This window comes from Neisseria sp. Dent CA1/247 (genome assembly GCF_022870825.1).
Classification (GTDB): Bacteria; Pseudomonadota; Gammaproteobacteria; order Burkholderiales; family Neisseriaceae; genus Neisseria; species Neisseria zoodegmatis.
On record NZ_CP091522.1, the window covers coordinates 606212 to 628000 of the forward strand.

At 51.3% G+C, this 21789-nt stretch carries 19 protein-coding genes and 1 pseudogene; 11 read left to right on the top strand and 9 right to left on the bottom strand.

The features are described from left to right. Nucleotides 1–18 precede the first annotated feature (18 nt). A complete protein-coding gene (locus tag LVJ85_RS02945) occupies nt 19–1809 on the top strand; it encodes an aminopeptidase P family protein (protein ID WP_244741331.1) in 1791 nt (596 codons plus the stop codon). Between the two features lie 97 nt (nt 1810–1906). Beyond that, nucleotides 1907–2803, top strand: coding sequence for a DUF1853 family protein (locus LVJ85_RS02950; protein WP_244741333.1), 897 nt, complete (start codon nt 1907–1909; stop codon nt 2801–2803). Nucleotides 2804–3041: 238 nt separating this feature from the next. Here LVJ85_RS02950 and LVJ85_RS02955 read toward each other — a convergent pair whose 3' ends face one another. Both LVJ85_RS02955 and LVJ85_RS02960 read right to left on the bottom strand, forming a co-directional pair. Further along, nucleotides 3042–3647, bottom strand: a complete 606-nt coding sequence (locus LVJ85_RS02955) for a biliverdin-producing heme oxygenase (protein ID WP_244741335.1) — start codon at nt 3645–3647, stop codon at nt 3042–3044. Nucleotides 3648–3713: 66 nt separating this feature from the next. Next, a pseudogene (locus LVJ85_RS02960) lies at nt 3714–6046 on the bottom strand (TonB-dependent hemoglobin/transferrin/lactoferrin family receptor). Between the two features lie 336 nt (nt 6047–6382). Between LVJ85_RS02960 and LVJ85_RS02965 the strand changes: the two are divergent. After that, on the top strand, nt 6383–7426 hold the full coding sequence (locus tag LVJ85_RS02965; RefSeq protein ID WP_244741337.1) for a DUF2157 domain-containing protein: 1044 nt from the start codon (nt 6383–6385) through the stop codon (nt 7424–7426). A gap of 399 nt (nt 7427–7825) precedes the next feature. Here LVJ85_RS02965 and LVJ85_RS02970 read toward each other — a convergent pair whose 3' ends face one another. After that, nucleotides 7826–8011: a hypothetical protein gene (locus LVJ85_RS02970; RefSeq protein WP_244741339.1), complete on the bottom strand. Its 186-nt coding sequence runs from the start codon at nt 8009–8011 to the stop codon at nt 7826–7828. Between the two features lies 1 nt (nt 8012). Further along, nucleotides 8013–9710, bottom strand: a complete 1698-nt coding sequence (gene mnmC / locus LVJ85_RS02975) for an FAD-dependent 5-carboxymethylaminomethyl-2-thiouridine(34) oxidoreductase MnmC (RefSeq protein ID WP_244741341.1) — start codon at nt 9708–9710, stop codon at nt 8013–8015. A 206-nt stretch (nt 9711–9916) separates the two neighbouring features. On the opposite strand from mnmC, the gene pyrF reads away from it, so the two are divergent. The 7 genes from pyrF to LVJ85_RS03010 all read left to right on the top strand — a co-directional run bounded on the left by pyrF (nt 9917) and on the right by LVJ85_RS03010 (nt 15773). Beyond that, on the top strand, nt 9917–10657 hold the full coding sequence (pyrF, locus tag LVJ85_RS02980; protein ID WP_244741343.1) for an orotidine-5'-phosphate decarboxylase: 741 nt from the start codon (nt 9917–9919) through the stop codon (nt 10655–10657). 56 nt (nt 10658–10713) lie between these two features. After that, nucleotides 10714–11697 carry a D-glycero-beta-D-manno-heptose-7-phosphate kinase gene (rfaE1, locus tag LVJ85_RS02985; RefSeq protein WP_304653906.1) on the top strand — a complete coding sequence of 328 codons (984 nt, stop codon included), beginning with the start codon at nt 10714–10716 and terminating at the stop codon, nt 11695–11697. Between the two features lie 179 nt (nt 11698–11876). Further along, the gene (locus tag LVJ85_RS02990) at nt 11877–12659 is read left to right on the top strand and encodes a DUF4328 domain-containing protein (protein WP_244741346.1); all 783 of its coding nucleotides are present in this window, start codon (nt 11877–11879) and stop codon (nt 12657–12659) included. 154 nt (nt 12660–12813) lie between these two features. Then, nucleotides 12814–13815, top strand: a complete 1002-nt coding sequence (rfaD, locus tag LVJ85_RS02995; RefSeq protein ID WP_244741348.1) for an ADP-glyceromanno-heptose 6-epimerase — start codon at nt 12814–12816, stop codon at nt 13813–13815. A 132-nt stretch (nt 13816–13947) separates the two neighbouring features. Next, entirely contained in the window at nt 13948–14442 is a 495-nt protein-coding gene (rraA, locus tag LVJ85_RS03000; protein ID WP_244741350.1) for a ribonuclease E activity regulator RraA, read from the top strand. A gap of 6 nt (nt 14443–14448) precedes the next feature. Next, on the top strand, nt 14449–14868 hold the full coding sequence (locus LVJ85_RS03005; RefSeq protein ID WP_244741353.1) for an OsmC family protein: 420 nt from the start codon (nt 14449–14451) through the stop codon (nt 14866–14868). Between the two features lie 197 nt (nt 14869–15065). Continuing rightward, nucleotides 15066–15773 (top strand): GntR family transcriptional regulator, encoded by a 708-nt coding sequence (locus LVJ85_RS03010; RefSeq protein WP_244741355.1) that lies wholly within the window; start codon nt 15066–15068, stop codon nt 15771–15773. Nucleotides 15774–15949: 176 nt separating this feature from the next. Here LVJ85_RS03010 and LVJ85_RS03015 read toward each other — a convergent pair whose 3' ends face one another. From LVJ85_RS03015 to LVJ85_RS03035, 5 genes are read right to left on the bottom strand one after another with little or no spacing between them, the layout of a single operon-like run. Further along, a complete protein-coding gene (locus LVJ85_RS03015; protein ID WP_244741357.1) occupies nt 15950–16717 on the bottom strand; it encodes a peptidyl-prolyl cis-trans isomerase in 768 nt (255 codons plus the stop codon). 22 nt (nt 16718–16739) lie between these two features. Next, the gene (locus tag LVJ85_RS03020) at nt 16740–17615 is read right to left on the bottom strand and encodes a peptidyl-prolyl cis-trans isomerase (protein WP_244741359.1); all 876 of its coding nucleotides are present in this window, start codon (nt 17613–17615) and stop codon (nt 16740–16742) included. A gap of 48 nt (nt 17616–17663) precedes the next feature. After that, nucleotides 17664–17936, bottom strand: a complete 273-nt coding sequence (locus LVJ85_RS03025) for a BolA family transcriptional regulator (RefSeq protein WP_244741361.1) — start codon at nt 17934–17936, stop codon at nt 17664–17666. Next, complete coding sequence (locus LVJ85_RS03030) at nt 17936–18226, bottom strand: YciI family protein (protein ID WP_085362706.1); 291 nt, start codon at nt 18224–18226, stop codon at nt 17936–17938. The genes LVJ85_RS03025 and LVJ85_RS03030 overlap by 1 nt, the downstream gene beginning before the upstream one ends. Before the next feature lie 4 nt (nt 18227–18230). Next, nucleotides 18231–18764 (bottom strand): septation protein A, encoded by a 534-nt coding sequence (locus tag LVJ85_RS03035; RefSeq protein WP_244741363.1) that lies wholly within the window; start codon nt 18762–18764, stop codon nt 18231–18233. 236 nt (nt 18765–19000) lie between these two features. Between LVJ85_RS03035 and LVJ85_RS03040 the strand changes: the two genes are divergently transcribed. Further along, entirely contained in the window at nt 19001–21442 is a 2442-nt protein-coding gene (locus LVJ85_RS03040; protein ID WP_244741366.1) for a FimV/HubP family polar landmark protein, read from the top strand. Nucleotides 21443–21789 lie beyond the last annotated feature (347 nt).

A 21789-nucleotide genomic window follows, 5' to 3' on the forward strand; every position in this document is an offset into this window, starting at 1 on the left:
GCATAAGGAAAACCTATCATGAATACTCCTTCACAACGTTTGGCCGCGCTGCGCGACAGTATGCGCGAACACGGATTCGACGCTTGGATTATCCCTTCGGCCGATCCGCACCTATCCGAATACCTGCCCGAACATTGGCAGGTCAGGGCGTATGTTTCGGGCTTTACCGGCTCGGTGGGCACTTTGGTGGTGAAAGCCGACAGTGCTGATTTGTGGGCCGACAGCCGTTATTGGGAGCAGGCGGAAAAGCAGCTTGCGGGCAGCGGCATCGAATTGAAAAAACTCGGTTTCGGCAAAACGCATGTTGAAGATTTGGCGGAAACCCTGCCGGAAAATGCACAGGTGGGCGTGGCGGCCGATATGTTGTCGCTGGCCGCGCAACGCCAGCTTCAGACGGCCTTTGCATCAAAAAATATCCGCCTGAACCATCAAAGCGATTTGTTGGGCGGTTTGTGGGCAGGCCGCCCCGCGTTGCCGTCGAGCGAGATTTATCCGCACAAGGCCGAATTTGTGAGCGAAACCGCCGCACAAAAACTGGCGCGCGTGCGGGCGGCTGTGAAAGAAAAAGGTGCGGATTACCACCTGATTTCTTCGCTCGACGATATCGCGTGGCTGACCAATCTGCGCGGCAGCGATGTGTCTTATAACCCCGTGTTTCTGTCTTATCTGTTGATCGGCGCGGACACTGCCACGCTGTTTGTGAATCAAAACGGCTTGAGCGAAGAGTCCGCCCAATGCCTGAAAGCGGCAGGCATCGGCACCGCCGACTACCACACTACCGCCGATGCTTTGGCCGCCGTGTCGGGCAAGCTGCTGATTGATCCGGCCAAAACCGCCGTCAGCACCGTGCAGAAGCTGCCCGACAGTGTGAAACCGGTGGAAAGCATCAACCCGAGCACTTTGTTTAAATCCATCAAGTCCGACGCCGACATCGCCCACATCCGCGAAGCCATGCGGCAGGACGGCGCAGCGTTGTGCGGCTTCTTTGCCGAGTTGGAGCAAAAACTGGCCGACGGCGAAACCGTGTCCGAGCTGGATATCGACACCATGCTGCTGGCGCACCGCAGCCGCCGTCCGCACTTCATCTCGCACAGCTTCGGCACGATTGCCGGCTACAACGCCAACGGCGCGCTGCCGCATTACAGCGCCACGCCCGAAGCGTACAGCCTGATTGAAGGCAACGGCCTGCTGCTGATTGATTCGGGCGGCCAGTATGAAAACGGCACCACCGACATCACCCGCGTGATTCCCATCGGCACGCCGACCGCCGCGCAAAAACGCGACTTTACGCTGGTGTTGAAAGCCCATATCGCGCTGGCCGAAGCCGTGTTCCCCGAAAACATCGCCGCACCGATGATAGACGCCGTCTGCCGCGCACCTATGTGGAAAGCCCAATGCGACTACGGCCACGGCACCGGCCACGGCGTCGGCTACTTCCTCAATGTGCACGAAGGGCCGCAAGTGATTTCCTATCACGCCGCCGCCAACCCCAACCACGCCATGAAAGCCGGCATGTTCACCTCAAACGAACCCGGCCTCTACCGCCCCGGCGCGTGGGGTATCCGCATTGAAAATCTGGTGATCAACCGCCCCGTTGCCCAAGCGCAGGAAACCGCGTTCGGCAAATTCCTGTGCTTTGAAACCGTTACCCTCTGCCCGATAGACACCCGCCTGATGGACGTTGCCATGATGTCGGCAGACGAAATCGAATGGGTCAACAACTATCACGCCGACGTGCGCGCAAAACTGCTGCCTTTGGTTGACGGCGCGGCAAAAGCATGGCTGCAAGAGCGCACCCAAGCGGTTTGATGCCTGGCAGCCCTTGACGGAAAGGCCGTCTGAAAACAGAAAACAGCTTTTCAGACGGCCTCAAACACCTTTAATCTTCCCAACCATCAATTCTGATATGAACTACGCACTCGATGCTATCTGGTGGCGGCTGACCGCCCCCCATGTGCGCGATCTGGCCGCCATACTTACCGCTCCGTCGCTGTGGCAGACCGGCTGCGAACTGCCCGTAACCGAGCTGTTGGGCGATACCGGCTTCCGCTACCTGCTCGATCTTAACGACCATCCGCAGCAACTTCACGAGATGGTGAAGCACAACCAACCTTTCGCCAGCCGCCTCGGATTCTATGCCGAACACCTGCTGGCGTTTTGGCTCGAAACCGCCCCTCACGCCTCGCTGCTCGGCCGCAATGTCGTGCTGAAAAACGCAGCAGGGCAGACCGGCGGCGCGGCCGACTTCATCGCCACACTCAACGGCCAACCCTACCACATCGAATTAACCTGCAAATATTACGGCTGCCGCTCAGGGAGGCCGTCTGAAATGGTAGGTTTCGATACGCAGGATACCTTGCTGCATAAAGCCGATAAGCTGCAGCGCCAACTGAAGCTGCTCGACAGCGAAGAAGGCCGGAAGATATTGGCAAGGTTCAAACTTGATCCGCAGCAAGTGCGCCCCGTTTCCATCGTGCGCGGCGTCGGGTTTTCAGCACAGCCGCAAGCAGGCCGCGAAGCACCGCTCAATTCCTACGGCTGGCACGGCGTTTATATTGAAGATTGGTCGGAATACGGTTTTTTGCGAAACACGCACACCTCGCTTTCAGACGGCCTCGAACGCCGCTACGCCCGCCTCCCGCGCCTGTCATGGCCCGCACCGGCAAGATTGCGCTTGGAAGACACCCTCGACGCTGCTGAAACACGCGCCGTGCGCAGCGGCATCGTCGCCGCACTCGAACAACGCCCCGACGGCTTGTGGCATGAAGTTCAACGGATAATGAAGGTAGAGCGGGGCGGGTAAGCAGGCATGGGCTGTTGCAGGGCGGATTGAATATCCGCCTTACTGTTCGGGAGTTGTTTTAGCGAAGCCCACAAAGCTCGTTTTAGCGAAGCTCACCAAGCCCGCTTTCAGACGGCCTCAAGCTTTTTAAGGTATGCAGATTCTTCAAACGCAAACCTAACCGAGGCTTGCAAAACAAAGGCCGTCTGAAAATTTTCAGACGGCCTGATGGTTTTAAAACCGCTATTTCCGTGTGGGCTTAAGCCTTAACAGGTGCTTCCGCACCTTCGGGCAGGCCGAAGATTTCGCGCAGAATCACTTTATAGAATGCAAACGCATCTTTCGCGCCTTGAATGGCTTCGTCTTGAGCGGCTTTGTCCAAGCCCAGATTGTTCAAATACACCACAAACTCGCGCCAGTGTTGGCCGCGGCCGTCGGGATGCGGAGCCAGATGGCGCGCGCCGTGATCGGCATTGAAGCTCAATTTTTGCGCATCTTTAAACAAAAATGCCGCACCCAAGTTGGAACCTTCGGCGCAATACAACCAGCCGATAGCCTTATTGCCTTCGGGCCTGGGCAATTCGCCGGAGAATTGATACGGCTCGCTGCCCAAATCTTTCAAATCCTGAACCACGGCATCGTAACGCGCCATATCCGCCAGCTGGGGAATCGCTTTGTTTAAGGCTTCGTCTTTGTAGATGCTGTCGACGATTTTGTGAAATACCGATTGCAGTTTCAAAAACTTAGTATAGTTTTCATTGCTGACGAACGGTTCAACCGACATCACCAAATTGTCTACGCTGTCGTGGGTGGTGCGGTTTTCTTCTTTCAGTCGCTGGGCGAAAGTGGGGGTTTCGTTGGTCATTTCGTTTTCCTTTTCTATTGATAATCGGTATTCAGACGGCCTTGGGGCCGTCTGAAACATGGTGCTTTAAAATTTATATTCAAGCGAGAAGGCAAAGTTGCGTCCCGGAGCGTGGAAGCGCTCCAAGCCTACGCCGTCGCGATCCACGGTGTTGGTGGTGCTGTTGGCATTGATGCCTCTCAAAGCATCCCAAGTTTGGTATTTGCGGTCGAATATATTATATACACCTGCGCGGGCAGTAAAGTTTTTAAACGGACGGTAATAACCGAAAATGTCAAACACGGTTGCCGAGCTATTCAGGTATGGGTAAGTGATGACTTCTTTTTTCAAGTTTGAGCTAGTGCCGGTAATTTGGGTTACTTTGGCATCCGAAGCTTTTTTCTTACCCAAGTAGGTCATCCGCGAGAATATCCCCCATTTGCCGTCGGGTCTTTCATAATCCAAGCCAGTGATGATTTTTAAAGGTTGGATAGAAAGCAGGCTGTTGTCACCGGAAATTTTACCTTTGCTGTAACCTAAAGCACCATGCAGCTTCCAGCCCTCGGAGATAGGCAGGAAATGGTGTGCATTCAGATGGCCTTTGATTTCTATGCCTTGGATACGTCCTTTATCAAGGTTGACCATTTGTTGTTTGGGTGTTTGGAAATAACGTTCACACCCATACAAAGCACATTGGTCGTAGTAGGGATTGGGGGTGGTAATAATATTTTCTTGTTCAGCCAAGAAATTTTTATAGCGGGTTTGGTAAAGTGTGAAGTCGAGTAAACCTTTTTCATTTCTGCCTTGTAAAGATAAACTGTGGCTGAAACTGCGTTCTGCTTTCAGGTCAGGGTTGGATTGCCATTTACCATAAGGGCTGTCGAAAGTGAAATACATTTCGGAGGCAGTTGGTACGCGGTGTCCGGTGCTGAACAGGTAGCCGGTTTTCCAAGTCGGGTTAATGTTTGCATCCAACCCTGCAAATCCGTTCCAGTTGACGAATGTGTTTTTATTGGGCTTGCCTTCGGCTTTGCATGCTGAGCTACAAGGAGCATTAAGGTCTTTCGGTTTTAATTGCTCGTAATCATATCGCACACCGATTTGGCTTGAGAGTGTGGGGTTCCAAACGGTTCTGTCTTTGAGTAAAAAACCGTATTGGCGGGTTTTTACAGGATATTGGATAGCATATCGCGTATTGGTTTGATAATTTGTACCTATGCCTATCGTGTCGTAGTTGATATTTTGGAAAGTTTTATCGGCTGCGAAAGTTTTGAATGAAAGGGTATGTTCACCACCCAAGCGGAACGGTTGGCCTTCTAAAAGCAAAGAGAAGCGCTTGTAATTGGTTTGCATACGGCGGTCGTAAATTTCATCAAGCTTTTTTTCACCATAGGTATTGGTAATAAAGTTGAAGGGACGAGAACCTTTATAGTTTACTGCAGCCAAGTCGGTTTTCTGATAGTCAAAATCACTTCTCAGCAAGGATAAGTAGCGTGATTCGGGCGTCCACTCATGATGGGCGTTAATATTCATCCGCTTGCTGTCGTCCTCAGCTTCACGCCACATCGAATCAAGTAGTTGATAGGAACGCTCGTCCGTATAACGGCTGCCGTCTTGGCCGGTTATAGAGAAGCCTAATTTATGGTCGGGATGGAAGCGCCAATTAAACTTACCTAAATAGCTGTGGAAACGATGTTGCGCCGGATCGGGGTTTTGGCTGCTGCTTCCCCAAATATTGGGGCCGCTGCCTTTACTTTGATTTCATGACCTCGGCGGTGCGAGTATAAAAGTGCTGCATCAAATTGGCTTTTTACCACGCCGAATCCCAAAGTGTTTACCCATTCACGGTTTTTCGTTGCATGACCGCTCCGCAGGATGCCGCCAAACTCTTTATCAGCTTGTACAATATCTTGTGCGCCCAGCGTACGGTAATTTACTCCGCCGCCCAAAGAACCGCTTCCGGCATTAACAGAGTCTGAAACTTTAACGATATCGATGCTGCGAACCAATTCGGGGTCAATAGAAAGCCTTGAATTATTGAAGTTACCGTAACGGTTGTACAAAGAGTTCTCTTCAAAATCGGGCAAAGAAACGCCATCAATGCTTACATCAACACGATTGCCTTCCACTCCGCGCATGGCAAAGCCTTTTAGGTGCCGACCGTTATCAGCAACACCGACGTCGGTTGAGTAACGCACCAAATCACGGGTATCCCGAATCATTTCTTCTTGGATTTGTTCTGTATTTTTTCTGTCTATATGTGTAGGGGCGTGTCTTTTCCCTTTGACTGTAACTTGTTTGAGTTCAACCGCTGTTTTCTCTTCGTTGGCGTTTTCTGAAACAGCCGTGTCTGCGTAGGCAGAATGGCTGAAAATACAACTGATAAATGCAGCTAAGGGCAATAATTGATGAGATTTCATAACGAAAATAACTCCCAAAAATGATGTTATGTGCCTGCTTGGGTAGCAGGGAAGTTTGGAAAAAATAGAAAAACACTTCAGGTTTTTCAGTTATTTGCAAGTGAGGGAATAGTTTTCTAAGTTGTAGATTGAATAATGTGTTAAAAAATAATAACAAAATTTATTTAATGATTATGTATTTAAGTTAGTATATATCAAAATTTTACTTTAATGTGAATCGTTTTTATTTTTGAACGAGTTGTTTGTTGGGAGAGTGTTAGATTTTGTTTATATTAATGATTGTTTAGAATTTTATTTGTGTGTTAAGTTTTAGACAGTTTAAACAGGGCTCAAAATATGGATATCCGCAAACACCACTTACAACAGGCAGTAGAGCGGCACATTATCAATCCGCAGCAGGCCGATGAGTTGTGGGCGTTTTGGAGGCAGCAAACCAGCCATGTGCCGCAGTTTGGCTTTACCCATGTTTTGTATTATCTCGGCGGGCTGCTGGCCATCGGCGCGATGTCGCTGTTTATGACCCTCGGTTGGGAAACGTTCGGCGGGGCGGCGATTGTGGTGCTGTGTTTGGTGTACGGCACGGCAGGCGTGGCGCTGACCGAATATTTCCGCAAACGTAGTCTGCACATTCCGGCGGGCATTTGCGCTACTTTTGTGGTGGTGCTGGTGCCGCTGGCGGTGTACGGCTTGCAGCAGGCATTGGGTTTTTGGCCGGATAATGAAATGGTTTACCGTGATTACCACCGCTGGATCGACTGGCGCTGGCTGATGATGGAGCTGGCCACGCTGGCCGCCGCTGCCGTGATGCTGTGGCGTTACCGCTATCCGTTTTTGGTAATGCCGGTGGCGGTAACGCTGTGGTATATGTCGATGGACGTTGCCGATTGGATTTTCTACGGCCACGGCGGGGTTTACGATTGGACGCTCAAGCAGCAGGTTTCGGCTTTGTTTGGCGCGGTGATGATTCTGCTGGCGTTTTGGGTGGATTTCCGCAACCGAAGCGAACGTGATTATCCGTTTTGGCTGTATCTCTTCGGCGTGATTACGTTTTGGGGCGGCCTGAGCTTTATGGAATCCGACAGCGAGTGGAACAAGTTTATTTACTTCTTGTTGAACGTGGGCATGGTGTTTACCGGCGTATTAATCCGCCGCCGCGTGTTTACCGTGTTCGGCGCGTTAGGCATGTTCGGCTATTGCTGGCATCTGGCCGATAAGATTTTCAAAGACAGCTGGTTTTTCCCGATTTCGCTCACGCTGATCGGTTTGCTGATTGTGTGCATCGGCGTGTGGTGGCAGAAGAACGATGCGGTTTATACGCAGAAACTGCAAAACAAAATGCCGCAAGCGGTGCGCCGTTTTTTACAGCGTAAATTTGAATAGTAGGGATAACGGAGGCCGTCTGAAAATGATTTCAGACGGCCTTTGGTTTTGGACGGGCAGATCATTTTGTTTCACGGCGGTTTGTGGGGGCGGATTGAATATCCGCCCGCGTGTGTATTGAGGTTATGCTCGGGAAAGTAGGCGGCATTGGGCGGTTGTGTTTTTTTATCGTGAAAACGTCGGGGAAGTTAGGAAGTATTGCGGTGGTATTGCGGCAACGGGCGGATATTGAATCCGCCCCTACGGGAGAAGGTCGGTAAGGTTTGGAGGGGAATGTTATTGAGGCCGTCTGAAAACCTAAAACCATTTCAGACGGCCTTTGGGTTTTGTAGCAAGGTCATTTTGTTTCATGGTGCTTTGTAGGGGCGGATTCAATATCCGCCCGCGTGTGTATCGAGGTTATGCGCGGGAAAGTCGGCGGCATTGGGCGGTTGTGTTTTTATCATGGGATGTCGGCGGATTCGGTTGGTATTGCGGTGGCAGGTGTGGCGGTAACGGGCGGATATTTAACCGCCCTTGCGGAATATGGTCGGTAAGGTTTGGGGTGGGGGATGTCATTGAGGCCGTCTGAAAACCTAAAACCATTTCAGACGGCCTTTCCCAACAACGGCTGCTGCCGCACGATGGCGCGGATAACGGTGCGGTTGGGGGCGAGGGCGTGGCGGATTCTTGGCGACAGCGGGTTGGGTAGGCCGAGGATGTCGGCGGCGATGGCGGCGGCGCAAATGGGGGCGGTGGCAAGGCCGCGGCTGCCGTGGGCGGTGTTGATGTAGGCGTTCGGCAGGTAGGGGCAGGGGGCGTTGAGGCGGTAGTTTTTGTCGAGGGCGAGTTTGGCGTACACGCTTTGCATGGCGGCGATGTCGCCGAGTGCGCCGACGATGGGCAGGTGGTCGGGGCTGTCGCAGCGCAGGGCGGCGTGGCCTTGCAGGGTAAGGCCGTCTGAACGGGTTTCAGACGGCCTTTGGTGTTGATGAGAACCGTCAAGGCCGTCTGAAAGCGAACTTGGTGAGCTTCGCCAAAACGAGCTTTGCGAGTTTCGCCAAAGCAGTTGCGCGGCCAGTTGTGCGTTTAACTCGTGCAGGTTGGCGCGGTTGGTTTGGCGGTCGGTTTCGCGCCAGTCGGTGCCGGTGTCGTGCTGGACGAAGGTTGCGCCGTAGCAATGCAAGCCTTGCCATGCGGGGCTGATGTAGCTGGCGCCGGAAAGGGCGCAGCGCAGTTGTTCTGAATACGGCACGGCGGCGGCGAGGTCGGTTTGCCCGCGCACCAAGCGGTAAGGCAGGGCGGAGACGTTGGGGTCGGCGGCTTGCGGGCTGTGTGCGCCGGTGCAGTAAATCAAATGGCTGCCGCTGAAGGTGTGCGCAGGTGTGCGGACTTGCCATTCGTTGCCGTCATGTTCGGCGGCAAGCACGGGCGTGAGGGTGTGCAGTTCAATCAGCGGATGGTCGAGCAGGGCGCGGACGAGCGCGGGCGGGTTCAGCCACACGCCCTGCGGCCAATACAGGCCGCTTTGTGCGGTTTCGATGCCGGCAAGCTGCGCGGCTTCGTCGGCATCGACGGGGCGGTAAAGGTGGGCGTGGTGGCTGTGCGCGCCCAAAGCCTGATTGCGGCGGGTTTCTTCGGCATCGTGGTTGAGGTGGAGCACGCCGTCGCCGCCCCAGCTTTCGCGGTTCGGCAGCAGGGTTTCGAGCAGGCGGCGGGTGTAGCCGTAGCCGCACAGCAGCAGTTCGGTCTGCTCGGTATTGTGCGGCGAAATCTTGGCATACAGCAGCCCTTGGCGGTTGCCGGACGCGGCGTTGGCAGGTTCGGCGGCTTCCAGCACGGTAACGGGCAGGCCGTGTTCCGCCAGTGCGCGGGCGGTGGCTGCTCCGGCAATGCCCGCGCCGACGATAACGGCACGATTGGGTGTGTCGCGGTGTTCAGACGGCCTGAACCACGGTTTGACCGGTTGCGGCGGCAGTTGCGGCACGGCTTCGGTCTGCCATTGCACGGGCTGCGGAAAATGCTCGCCCAGCCGTGCGGCGTTTTCAGACGGCATCAGCCATAAATGCACGCCGGGCAAAATGTTCTCCAGCACATTGGCTCCGTTGAATTGGATGCAGCCGAGTTTGCCCGCTATGGCTTGCCGCAGCGCGCTTTCTTCCACGCATGGGGTTTCAGACGGCCTGAATTCGGGGATGCGGCGGTCGGGCAGGCACACGATCAGATACAGCGGTTTGGCATGGCTGCGGACGGCATCGGCCAAACAGCTGAGCGCGGGCGGGTGGTTCCAAGCAAGACAATTCATGATGAGGCCGTCTGAAAATAGTGTGGGCGGCCAGTTTATCACGAGCAAACGGCGGACAAACAGGTTGGAAAGCTGCTAAAATTTGTGCGATTTTATGATTTCAGACGGCCTGCGGCGGCAAGCCATGCAAAGATGTCGGTTTGCGGCTGGTATTTGATGTGAAACCGCTGCCGAAGGCCGTCTGAAAATATTCCACGGAACCCGTTATGAACCCATTAATCGCCGACTTCCAAACCGAAACCGCCCGCACGCCCGTGATTGTGGCTTTGGACTTTGCCAACGAACACGACACGCTTGCCTTTGTGCGCCGTCTCGATCCCTCCCTATGCCGTCTGAAAATCGGCAAAGAACTGTTTACCGCCACCGGCCGCAACCTTGCCGAAAGCCTGATCAACCAAGGCTTCAAACTGTTTCTCGATTTGAAATACCACGACATTCCCAACACCGTAGCCCACGCCTGCAAAGTAGCCGCCGATATGGGCGTGTGGATGGTGGACATGCACGCTTCTGGCGGCCGCCGCATGATGGAAGCCGCCGCCGAAGCCGTGGCCAACCATGCGCAAAAACCGCTGCTGATCGGCGTTACCGTGCTGACCAGCATGGAACAGAGCGACCTTGCCGAAATCGGCCTCAACCAACCCATAGAAGAATTGGTGTTGCGTTGGGCGAAGCTGGCGCAAAGTTCCGGTTTGGACGGCGTAGTCTGTTCCGCCCACGAAGCCGCACCGCTGCGCCGCGAGTTGGGCGGAGAATTTGTGCTGGTTACGCCCGGCATCCGCTTGGATACCGCCGGCAACAGCGACGACCAACGCCGCATCATGACCCCCGCGCAAGCGTTGGCGGCGGGTTCCACCTACTTGGTGATGGGGCGGCCGATTACGCAGGCAGCCGACCCCGTGGCCGTGTTGCGCGAAGTGAATGCGGCAGCCAATCAGATTTCGATTTAAATATGTTCAGACGGCCTCTCGCAGCATGAAGAGGCCGTCTGAAAATGTAGCTAACAATGGATATTCCTATGGTACTCAACACCGAAATACAACAATTGCAATCCCGTTTGAGCGGCGCACGAGTTTTAGTGGTGGGCGACGTGATGCTCGACCGTTACTGGTTCGGCGACGTTGCCCGCATTTCACCCGAAGCACCCGTGCCGATTGCCAAAATCGCCAAAACCGACCAACGCGCGGGCGGCGCCGCCAACGTGGCCCGCAACATCGCCTCGTTGGGCGGCAAAGCGGCGCTGCTGTCGGTTACCGGTAAAGACGAAGCCGCTGATGCGCTGGAAAAATTGATGAAGCAAGACGGCGTGGCTTCGTATCTGATGCGCGACAAAGAAATTTCCACCACCGTCAAACTGCGCGTCGTCGCCCGCAACCAGCAGCTTATCCGCCTCGATTTTGAAGAAATGCCGCACCGCGAGATTCTCGATTCGGTCAAAGAGCAATACCGCGCCTTGCTGCCGGAATACGATGTCGTGGTGCTGTCCGACTACGGCAAAGGCGGCCTGCTGCACGTTGCTTCCATGATCGAATGGGCGCGCTTGGCAGGCAAGCCCGTCTTGATCGACCCGAAAGGCGACGATTACGAAAAATACGCCGGCGCCACCTTGCTCACGCCCAACCGCGCCGAACTGAAAGAAGTGGTGGGCAGTTGGCGCAATGAAGCGGAATTGACCGAAAAAGCCCAAAACCTGCGCCGTAATTTGGATTTGGAAGCCCTGCTGCTGACCCGCAGCGAAGAGGGCATGACGCTGTTCCGCAGCAGCCAGATCGACCACCAGCCCACCCGCGCCCAAGAGGTGTACGACGTATCCGGCGCAGGCGACACCGTGATTGCCAGCATGGGCTTGGGCATAGCCGCCGGTTTCAGTCTGCCCGAAGCCATGCACATTGCCAACACCGCCGCCGGTGTGGTGGTGGCGAAACTGGGTACGGCGGTGTGTTCGTTTGACGAACTCAGTACGGCTTTGAAGGAACAACAGGCCGTCTGAAAGCGTTCAGGCCACTTTCAGACGGCCTCGGTGGTGTTACACGGTTGCAGTAATGAGGCCGTCTGAAAAATATAGTCTATACATACGCTGCAATTAAAATAGGTATGAAACGCCATTTCGGGAGAGAAGGCTTTTTCCTGCTCTCCAACTGCTTGCTTATTTACGCAGGATAGCGGGCTTTGAAAGAGCATTTTGAAAAACCGTCAGGAGAAATTATCGTGAAGCAGGAATCTGCCGTATATACTTATCAAAACCAAGATAAGCGGACACGTTGGTTGTTGATTACGTTCATCATTTATATTGTATTGAATGTGTTGTCCGGCTTCGGCGAGATGTATGCGCTGAATACGATTAAACAGGCAGCTGCATCCATTACTGAGGAAGGCATCGAATCGTCTGCTTATGAAGCAGTATTGTCGTCCCAGAATATGGTTTTTTATTTGTACCTTACCGCAGTTCTGGTATTTGTGGTTACGGCGGTGCTGACGGCCAAATGGATCATGCAGGCCAATAAGAATGCCCGTGCTTTGGGTACAACGGAAGTGGAAATGACTCCGGGATGGTCGGTGGGTTGGTTTTTCGTGCCGATTATGAATCTTTTCATGCCTTTGCGCGGTGTGACGCAAATTTGGAACGGCAGTATGCGCGCAGCAGGCAAGCCCTCGCCTCAAACCATGCTGTATGTTTGGTGGGGTTCGTGGATTGTCGGTAATATACTCGGCCGTTTGACGACTAGAGTGGGTGATCGGGCTTGGGAAGCTATGGAGGCGGCGCAAACTGAAGAAGCGTTTCAGACGGCCTTGTCTTCTTATCTCTCAAGCGGCTATGTCGGCCTGCTTTACAATGTTTTGACTATTATCAGCGCGTTGGCGTTGTTGAAAATCATTTATACCGTTAATCAAGCGCAGGAACAAAGCGCGCTGCCTCCCGCAGTAAATGCCGAGCCGGAAGCGGAGCGGTAAAATAACAGAAAGTCTGTTCGCGCTCCGTAGTGCAGGGGCGCAGGCAGACGGGTTTCAGGACTGACCGTGTGATGCGATGAAACCTTTTTTGTTCCGGCGGTTGCCGTTGACCGCGGCCAATAACATTATGAGTAGGAAATCAAAGGAAAAGATTATGACCATCATCGTAACCGGTGCCGCCGGCTTTATCGGCAGCAACATCGTCAAGGCCCTGAACGAACGCGGCATTACCGATATCATTGCCGTCGACAACCTGACCCGCGGCGAGAAATTCAAAAATCTGGCCGAGTGCGAAATCGCCCATTATCTCGACAAACACGAGTTCATCCGCCAAGTGCGCGAGCATCTGTTGCCGTTCGACGATATCGAAGCCGTGTTCCACGACGGCGCGTGTTCCGACACCATGGAGCACAACGGCCTGTATATGATGGACAACAACTATCAATACAGCCTCGATCTGCTCGATTGGTGCCAAGACGAGCGCATTCCGTTTTTGTACGCCTCCAGTGCGGCGGTGTACGGCAAAGGCGAGATTTTCCGTGAAGAGCGCGAATTGGAAAAACCGCTCAATGTGTATGGCTATTCCAAATTCCTGTTCGACCAAGTGGTGCGCTGTCGCATGGAAGAGGGTTTGACCGCGCAAGTGGCCGGTTTCCGCTATTTCAATGTGTACGGCCCGCACGAGCAGCACAAAGGCCGCATGGCTTCGGTGGCGTTCCACCATTTCAACCAATACCGCGAGCAGGGCTATGTAAACTTGTTCGGCGCGAACGAAGGCTACGGCAACGGCGAGCAAACCCGCGATTTCGTGAGTGTGGAAGACGTGGTGAAAGTAAACCTGTTCTTCTTCGACAACCCTGAAAAATCAGGCATTTTCAACTTGGGCACCGGCCGCAGCCAGCCGTTTAACGATTTGGCCGCGGCCACCGTAAACTCGTGCCGCGTAGCCGAAGGCAAACCGGCCATGAGTTTGCAGGAGTTGGTGAAAGAAGAGCTGATCCGCTATATCCCGTTCCCCGATTCGCTCAAAGGCAAATACCAAAGTTTTACCGAGGCCGATATTTCCCGTTTGCGCGAAGCCGGCTATGAAGAAGCGTTTTTAGACGTGAACGAAGGTGTGAGCCGTTATGTGCATTGGATGATGGAAAACCTTTAAACCACGCAAGCTCACGGCAGGCCGTCTGAAAGGCAAAAATACTTTATAATGCTTTTCAGACGGCCTGCGGTGTTTTCGGGCTGCCTCAAGCGGAAAAGCGAACCGCACACAATACAAGCAAAGGAGAAAACCATGAGCGGAAAAAATGATTTTGCAACCGCCGATTTAATCGACATCGCACCGGACACCCCTTCCTGCGAAGTCCAGTTCCGTCATTTCGGGCGCCATGCCCGTTTCTGCGGCAGAATCCGCACGGTGAAATGCAGCCGCGACAACGGCTTGGTTAAAAAACTGATGAACACGCATTCCGACGGAGAAGTGCTGGTGGTGGACGGCGGCGGCGATTTATACAGCGCATTGATGGGCGACATGATTGCCGGTGCGGGCGCAGCCAACGGCTGGGCCGGTGCAGTGATTTTCGGCCCCATCCGCGACAACGAAGCCATCAACGCCATGCAGTTCGGCGTAAAAGCCTTGGGTACCAACCCGCGCAAGAGTGCGAAAGACGGTGCGGGCGAAGTGGATGTGCCGGTCACTTTCGGCGGCATTACGTTTGTGCCCGGATATTATTTATACAGCGATTCAGACGGCATCTTGGTGTCGGAGCAGCCGCTGCACGAGGAATAAACAGATATGAAAGTAAGGTCAAAATGGATAGACGGCATGTGCTTTGTCGGCACAACCGAAGCAGGGCACAGCGTCGTGATGGAAGGTTCGGCACAGGAAGGGCAGGCCAAGCGCGGCCCCAGCCCGATGGAAATGCTGCTGCTGGGCGTGGCGGGCTGTTCCAGCATTGATGTGGTGATGATTGCCGAAAAGCAGCGTCAGGATATCGTGGATTGCCGGGCAATCGTTACCGCCAAGCGCGCCGACGATACGCCGCGCGTGTTTACCGAAATCCACATCCATTTTGAAGTGCTGGGGCGCAACCTGAAAGAAAGTGCGATTGAAAAAGCCGTGCAGATGTCTGCCGAAAAATATTGCTCCGCTTCGATTATGTTGGGCAAAGCGGCCAAAGTGACGCACAGCTTCGAGGTTGTCGAAACAGCCTGATGCAGTAAAAGGCAGGCCGTCTGAAAATATGTTTTAGCGAAACCCGCCAAGTTCGCTTTCAGACGGCCTCTTACCGACACGGCAACGGCTTACCAAGCACTTGCCCAAAATACAGACGGCCGGAAAAACGCTCCGGCTTTAAACGGTTTCAAGCACTTACATTCTTCAAACTGCCTGATTCGGGCAGGAGAATCGGTATGACAGAAAACGAACAGAATTTTCCTCAAGCACCCGCAACTTCATCTTTATTGGAAGAGCGCCACGATGCCGAGCTTTTCCGCGTGTATTCCCGCATTTTAGACGGCATCACCGACCACAACCTGCGCCCGGGCAACAAGCTGACCGAATCCGATTTATGCCGTCAAATGACTTGCTCACGCAGCACCGTGCGCAGTGCGCTTTCATTGCTGGCACACGATAAAATCGTTGACCTGCTGCCCAACCGCGGCGCATTCGTGCATGTGCCCGATGCGAAAGAAACGCAAGATGTGTTCAAAATGCGTATTGCTTTGGAAGAAACCATCATCAATATGCTTTTGGAAGAAGAAAATTTAGCAGAAAAAGCCAAGCCTCTTTATGATTTGATTAATCAGGAAGAAGCGGCTTTCAACCGCGGCGATAGGGTAAGCTGGAACCGCTTGTCCAACGCTTTTCATGTCGAGCTGGCGCGTCTGCTGAATAATGATGTGCTGTTGGAAATTGTGAATACCCTGTGCGCCCGCTCGTCTTTGATTATCGCCGTGTTCGACGCACCGAAAGACCGTTTGCGCCACACTTACTGCGAACACCGCGAAATCCTCGATTTGTTGGTGGAAGGCAAAAAAGCCAGAGCTTGTAAGATGATGAGGCGCCATCTGGGGCAATGTCAGGCGAGGTTGTTGAGAAAATTTGAAGCGGAAGCGTAGGGTGGCGTTTTGTTTATTGTTCCACGTTTAGGGGAGATTTTGCAGTTAAGCCGTTTGGTGGTGTAGCTATGCCGCCGAGTAGAAAGCCAATCAAAACTAGAGGCCGTCTGAAAATAACTTTTCAGACGGCCTCAAAGTTTTATTGCGATATCTGTTTTACAAGCAAACAGTCAAAGTTATAGATTGCCCAGTTTCGGCATGCCGTGCTTTTGCAGCAGCTCGTCGATCTGTTGCTGCATTTTGTACTGCTTGGCCTGACGGATCAGAATATCTTTAACTTGCTCGAAAGGAGGCGCATCGGGATTGCGCTCCGACGCCGCCAGCTTAAACAGATAGAATCTGCCGTTGAGCTGCACAGGTTCGCGGGTTACTTGGCCGCGCGACATCTGACTGATCACTTTAGCCAATTCGGGCGGCAGATGATCGGGAGAAATAAAACCGCTAACTTGATCGGGGCTGGGATAGCGTTGCATCAATTGGTCGAAAGACAAGCCTTTCAACAGCAGCTGTTGTGCTTGAAGCACTTCTTCTGGGCTGGCAAAGTTGACCTGCTGGATTTTTACCGCGCGGGTTTGGCGGTCGTAAGCGGCGCGTATTTCCGCTTCATCCACTTTGGTTTCCTGCTCAAGATGCAAAGCATATTGCGTGGCATAAAATTGCGCCTCGGCATTTTTGAAACGGGCTTGAACTTCCGGATTTTTGTCCAAGCCTAATTTCAATACTTCGTTTTTCAAAATTTCAACCGTTTGCAGTTGAAGGGTAACGCTTTTACGCAGTTTGTCGGCATCGGGCAGCTGCCCTTGATGGCTGAAAGACGCTCTTTCCAATTCTTCGGCAACCGCCGTGTCGATGCGGCTGCGTTCGATTTCCGGTGCTTTCCCGATAGCGATTCCGGCTGCCAAAACAGAGGCGGCCAAGAATGCGAATTGATTTGGTTTCATCATTGTTATTTAAGCTTTTTCAAAGTTATTTGGCTGTTTGGATATTGGCTTTGCGGTAAAGGGCTTCGATTGCGCTGTCGATGCGTGCGGCTTGAAGCTCTTGGGCAATGCCGTTTTTGGCGGTTTCATATGTCGGGATAGAAGCCGCGCGCTTGTCGTTGATGTAAAACACGCCAAACATGCCGTTGCCGTCTTGCAGCGGTGTGGCGGTATATCCGCCTTTGTTCAGATTTTTAACGGCTGCATACACTTGAGGTGCGCCTTGCTCCAAGTCTTTGAGGTTGACGTAACCTGCGTTCAAACCGCTGTTGGCTTTCCCGACCGGATCAACCGTGTATTGAGAGGCTACGGCTTTGAAATCTTTTTTGGCTTTCAAGTCGGCAATGGCTTTTTGGGCGTCTGCGGCGTTGTTGGTCAAGATTTCGCCCAGCTGTACTTCGTGGCTGCCTTGATAAAATTTGCTGAATTCGCTGTAAGCCGTTTTCAAATCGTTTTCGCTGATGGGGTTGTTTCTCAGCAGATAAACGAAATAGGCTTGGTTGAGCATGTCGTTTTCAAAAGCAGCCCATTGCTCTTGGAAACCCGGTTTTTTATCGGCGCCTTGTTTTTTGGCGTCGGTGCGTGCCTGCTCAATCACTTTTTTATATTCGGCCGATTGGTCGAGCTTTAAGCGTTTTGCTTCTTGAGCAATGAGGATGGCGGTTACGCGGCGCTCGGTTAAATCACGGCGCAAAGCAGGAGTGTCGGGAATTTGGGGATTTTGGCTTTGCAGCATCTTAACTTGCGCATCGATTTCTTTGCTGTCGATTTTGCTGCCGTTAACGGTTACGATGGTTTGCGCCCACAGGCTTCCGGAAATCAAAGCCAACATCAGTGCCGAAGCAAAATAAGATTTTTTCATATCGATTCTCTGCTTTTCTCAAATAAAAATTTAGGTAATGGGACGAGCTTAATGGAAATACTCTTCAGGGGTAACGGCTTTTACACTCAAAGCATGTATCAGGCCGTCTGAAAAAAGATCCTGAAGCAAATCTTTAACCATGCGTTGCCGGTTTAAACGGCTCACCCCGTCAAATACTTCGCTGACCAGCAATACGGCGTAATGCCCGCCGCCACGGTTTCCCGCGTGCCCTGCGTGAAGATGGCTCTCGTCGTGAAACTCAAACACCTGCGGCTGCAAGATTTTCAGACGGCCTTCAATCGTTTCCTGCATCGTAGGCATTATTTAAACACCGCTTTAAAAGGCTTGATCAAAATTTCTTCGTAAACGCCCGCATCAACGTAGGGATCTTGCTCCGCCCAAGTTTGGGCGTCGTCCAGTGAAGCAAATTGGGCGATAATCAAACTGCCGGAAACTTGATCGGGATTGTCAGGCAGCGGATTCGGCCCGGCGGTGAGCAGTCTGCCTTCGGATTGAAGCGCTTCCAAACGCTTCAAATGCGCAGGGCGCGCTTCCAAACGGGCTTCGTGAGCGCCTTCGGCATCAGTTGCCAACAACATAAAATATTCCATATTATCAACCCTCTTTAGGTAAATGCTTGCTCAAGTACATACCTTGCGCCAATGCAAAAACGATCATAAAGCCAAGCGTGCCGAACAGTTTATAGTTGACCCATTGCTGTTCGGAAAAGTTGTAAGCAACGATAAGATTGGCTGCACCCATAAAAATCAAGAATACTACCCAAGCGGTAGTTAATTTGTTCCAGATGCTGTCGTCCAGTTTCAATTCCTTGCCCATCATTGCTTTCAAGCCGTTTTTATTCATGATTTGGCTGATGCCTAAAGCCAGCGCGCCAAACCAAAACAGCAACGTAGGTTTCCACATAATGAAACGGGCATCGCGCAATAAAATAGTGGCTCCGCCAAAAACAACGATTAATCCCAAGTTCACTTTCTGCATCGTATCAAGCTTTTTATGCTTCATCCATGTTAAAGCAGCCTGAATAATGCCGACTATCAAGGCGACGGCCGTAGCCCAAATAATATTCTTGGTTGTGGTGTAAATAATAAAAAACAGAATAATCGCAATAAAATCGCTTAAAATCTTCATTTTTATGCTGAGTAAAGTAAATCAAATCATCAGAATTTCACAATCATACAGGTAGATGAACTCTTTTGCATTACTTATGTCAATGCTAACAAGGCACTTCAGGCCGTCTGAAAAAAAGGCCGATTGTCGAATTTACTTTAAAGTAAATTAAAGAGTGGTTATAAAGTTGCAATTGCCAGCTTATCGTTTACATAAATTAGCAAATTACTTGGCAGAGTAGGCAGTCAGCATATATCATGCTGATTATATACAATCAGGCAGTAAGGCTGCCAACTCGAACAGGGGATAATAATTTGAAAAACAATCATAGAATCAAACTGATTGCTGCTTCTTTGGCCTTAACAACATCATTATCTGCCGTTGGCGGCTTAGGTGGCTTGAATGTTCAATCCAACTTGGGCGAGCCGTTCTCCGGCACGGTAACGGTTACAGGGGAAGAAGCCAAAGTTCTGCTCAATGGCGGCAATGCATCACTTTCAGACAGCAATTTGCGTACGAGCGTTAGAAAATCAGGCGACAAAGCCGTTATCAATATCCGCTCGAATACCCCGATAAACGACCCTGTTTTGGTTTTCCAAGTTGGCGTCGGTTCCCAATCTCGTCAATATACCGCGATTATCGATCCGGCGGATTACGCTGCCGGTAGCGGATCAGAAGCTCAAAGCGAAACCAAATCTGCTTCCGTAGAACAGGCGGCGCGCCAACCTTCTGCGTCTCAGCGTTCTACCCACGTCAAACCTAATGCTAAGCAGGCTCAAGAGCAGACAAGAGCGAAAAAAGAAAATAAAAAATCTGCTGCTCATGCAAAAGTCGAAAAAAGCCGCGATGTAGCCCCTGTCGAGCAGAAGCCTCAAATTCCTCTTGAAGGCGACTACAAAGTTCGTCATGGCGAAACACTGACTTTCATTGCTGAGAGAATTCGTCCTCAAGGTTTGACTTTGAACGAAACTATTAATGCTTTAGTTTTGGCAAACCCCAAAGTCTTCCCGGACAATAATCCCGATATCGTTATTGCTGGCAGCACATTAAGTATTCCTTCTGCATCAGCGCTTAAAGATATTCTTAAGCAAGGTGGTGCAGCAGCAGTTAAGCCGGCAGAAACGACTTCTGTTGAAACTCAGCAACCTGCCCAAGCTTCTCAGCCCGACGTAGTTGCTGAAAAGCCTGTAGTTACTGAAAAAACACCTGAAACTGCAGGTGTAGGGACTTCAGCTTCGTCTGAGCCTGTAGTAACTGCTGCAAAAGATGAACAAGCTTCAGCAGCCGTCAGCCAGAAAGAAGTTGCTAAATCTGAAGTAACTGATAAACCTGAAACAACTGCTTCTTCAGCACAGGCACCTGCAACGGAAGAAGGTGAAAGCAGCGGTTGGTGGCGTTGGCTGCTGTTTGCCGGTTTAGGTGCGATTGCTTTATGGTTGATTGCGAAAGCGGCCTCCAAGAAAAAAGTCCACGTTGAAAAAGCTGATGAAAACGATCACTTTGTCTTGAAAGAAGCTACGGAAGAAAGCAAACTTCAAGCTCAAGATCTTCATGCTACATCGGGCGTGAGCTCCGTATCTTCAAGCAAAACAGCAGATTCTTCTTTTACGCGTTCTGGCGTTGCTGCAGGAGCAACAATTGCTGCAGGAACTGCTACTCAAGCTAAAGCTACGGAAGAAGGTTTGGATGTTGAAGATGATTTTGATGATGAAATTTTCTTTACTGAAACCGAAACCATTCCGGCAGACAAACCTGAAAATAATTTCAGCTTAGATTTAGGTTCAATTGATCGTGCTCAAAACGGTATCGTATCCGGTGCCCTTACTCAAGATGAGGAAACTCAAAAGCGCCAAAACGCCAATTGGGACACTATCGAGTCTACCGAAAGTGTATATGAGCCGGAGCCTGAAAACGAATATCAGCATGTTGCAGTTGAATTCTCTCCTGTGGCTGACACTGCCGAAATCTCTGATGTTGCAGATGTAGCCGATATTTCTGTGGATGAACATCAAAACGAGCGTAATGATTTTGATGTAGATGTAGAAAGCATTCAATTAGAAGCTGATTCACAGGAAGAGAAGCAAGCTGTTCAAGAAGTTTCTGCATTTGAAACATCTTCTTTTGTTTCAGCAGAGGAAACTGCTGATGAAATTAAGGCAGTAGAGTTTGAACCGCTTGAGTTTGATTCATCTGCTTCTGAAGAGTTACAAAAATCGGTAGAAGATACGTCTTCAATTGATTCCTCTACCGTAGTTGAAGCAGAAGCCATTACCGTTGAGTCGGAAGAAGTAGTTGAGAATATTGATCAAACAGAAACACAAGACACCTCTTTCTTTGTAGAACAAGCTGTAGAAAGTGAAATTAACCAAGAATGGGTAGCCCCGGAGTCTGACAACAATATCGCTTTCCAAGATGAAGAGCTTGGAAGTCCTGTTGATGTTAGTGTTTCCGATAGTGGCGAAACTATTGAATGGGAAAGCATAGAGGTTGAAGGTGATAGTGAGCATGCTGAAACCGGCTTTATCTCCGAATCAGTAGGCATGACTGCTCCGCTTGAAGCTAAGTATGAGCTGGCTCAAATGTATGTGGAGATCGGCGATCCAGACGCAGCAAAAGAAACGCTTCAAGAGTTACTTGAAGAGGCAAGCGGAAGCATCTTGGAAAAAACAAAAAATATGCTTGCAGAGTTAGACAAGTAAGTTTATTTGTTTATTCAATATGCAATAGTTTTATAAACGACATGAAAAGCTGAATCCTTGAGCTATTAGGATTCAGCTTTTTGTTTTTAGAACTCATAATCTATCTCATATCTATTTGTTTGTGCATCGTATGGGATAAGGCGGATGAGTTTATTTGTGATATGGTCGCAAACAAGTAAAAGTGGTCGAGAAAGCGTGTAAGATTAATCAATTCAGTGGCTTATAAAGTCGATCTCTTCGATCTAAGGCGGGTAACTCCATAGCGAAACAAAATTTATGTGCGGCATAACTAATTTTCAGTATATAAAAAGCTCTAAACTAATAGATTGATTCTATTGAAGTTTAGA

Coding starts and splice junctions, on each gene's coding strand:
- LVJ85_RS02945 (WP_244741331.1), top strand. CDS start 19: ATGAATACTCCTTCACAACGTTTGGCCGCGCTGCGCGACAGTATGCGC.
- LVJ85_RS02950 (WP_244741333.1), top strand. CDS start 1,907: ATGAACTACGCACTCGATGCTATCTGGTGGCGGCTGACCGCCCCCCAT.
- LVJ85_RS02955 (WP_244741335.1), bottom strand. CDS start 3,647: ATGACCAACGAAACCCCCACTTTCGCCCAGCGACTGAAAGAAGAAAAC.
- LVJ85_RS02965 (WP_244741337.1), top strand. CDS start 6,383: ATGGATATCCGCAAACACCACTTACAACAGGCAGTAGAGCGGCACATT.
- LVJ85_RS02970 (WP_244741339.1), bottom strand. CDS start 8,011: ATGGTTTTAGGTTTTCAGACGGCCTCAATGACATCCCCCACCCCAAAC.
- mnmC (WP_244741341.1), bottom strand. CDS start 9,710: ATGAATTGTCTTGCTTGGAACCACCCGCCCGCGCTCAGCTGTTTGGCC.
- pyrF (WP_244741343.1), top strand. CDS start 9,917: ATGAACCCATTAATCGCCGACTTCCAAACCGAAACCGCCCGCACGCCC.
- rfaE1 (WP_304653906.1), top strand. CDS start 10,714: ATGGATATTCCTATGGTACTCAACACCGAAATACAACAATTGCAATCC.
- rfaD (WP_244741348.1), top strand. CDS start 12,814: ATGACCATCATCGTAACCGGTGCCGCCGGCTTTATCGGCAGCAACATC.
- rraA (WP_244741350.1), top strand. CDS start 13,948: ATGAGCGGAAAAAATGATTTTGCAACCGCCGATTTAATCGACATCGCA.
- LVJ85_RS03005 (WP_244741353.1), top strand. CDS start 14,449: ATGAAAGTAAGGTCAAAATGGATAGACGGCATGTGCTTTGTCGGCACA.
- LVJ85_RS03010 (WP_244741355.1), top strand. CDS start 15,066: ATGACAGAAAACGAACAGAATTTTCCTCAAGCACCCGCAACTTCATCT.
- LVJ85_RS03015 (WP_244741357.1), bottom strand. CDS start 16,717: ATGATGAAACCAAATCAATTCGCATTCTTGGCCGCCTCTGTTTTGGCA.
- LVJ85_RS03020 (WP_244741359.1), bottom strand. CDS start 17,615: ATGAAAAAATCTTATTTTGCTTCGGCACTGATGTTGGCTTTGATTTCC.
- LVJ85_RS03025 (WP_244741361.1), bottom strand. CDS start 17,936: ATGCCTACGATGCAGGAAACGATTGAAGGCCGTCTGAAAATCTTGCAG.
- LVJ85_RS03030 (WP_085362706.1), bottom strand. CDS start 18,226: ATGGAATATTTTATGTTGTTGGCAACTGATGCCGAAGGCGCTCACGAA.
- LVJ85_RS03035 (WP_244741363.1), bottom strand. CDS start 18,764: ATGAAGATTTTAAGCGATTTTATTGCGATTATTCTGTTTTTTATTATT.
- LVJ85_RS03040 (WP_244741366.1), top strand. CDS start 19,001: ATGCTGATTATATACAATCAGGCAGTAAGGCTGCCAACTCGAACAGGG.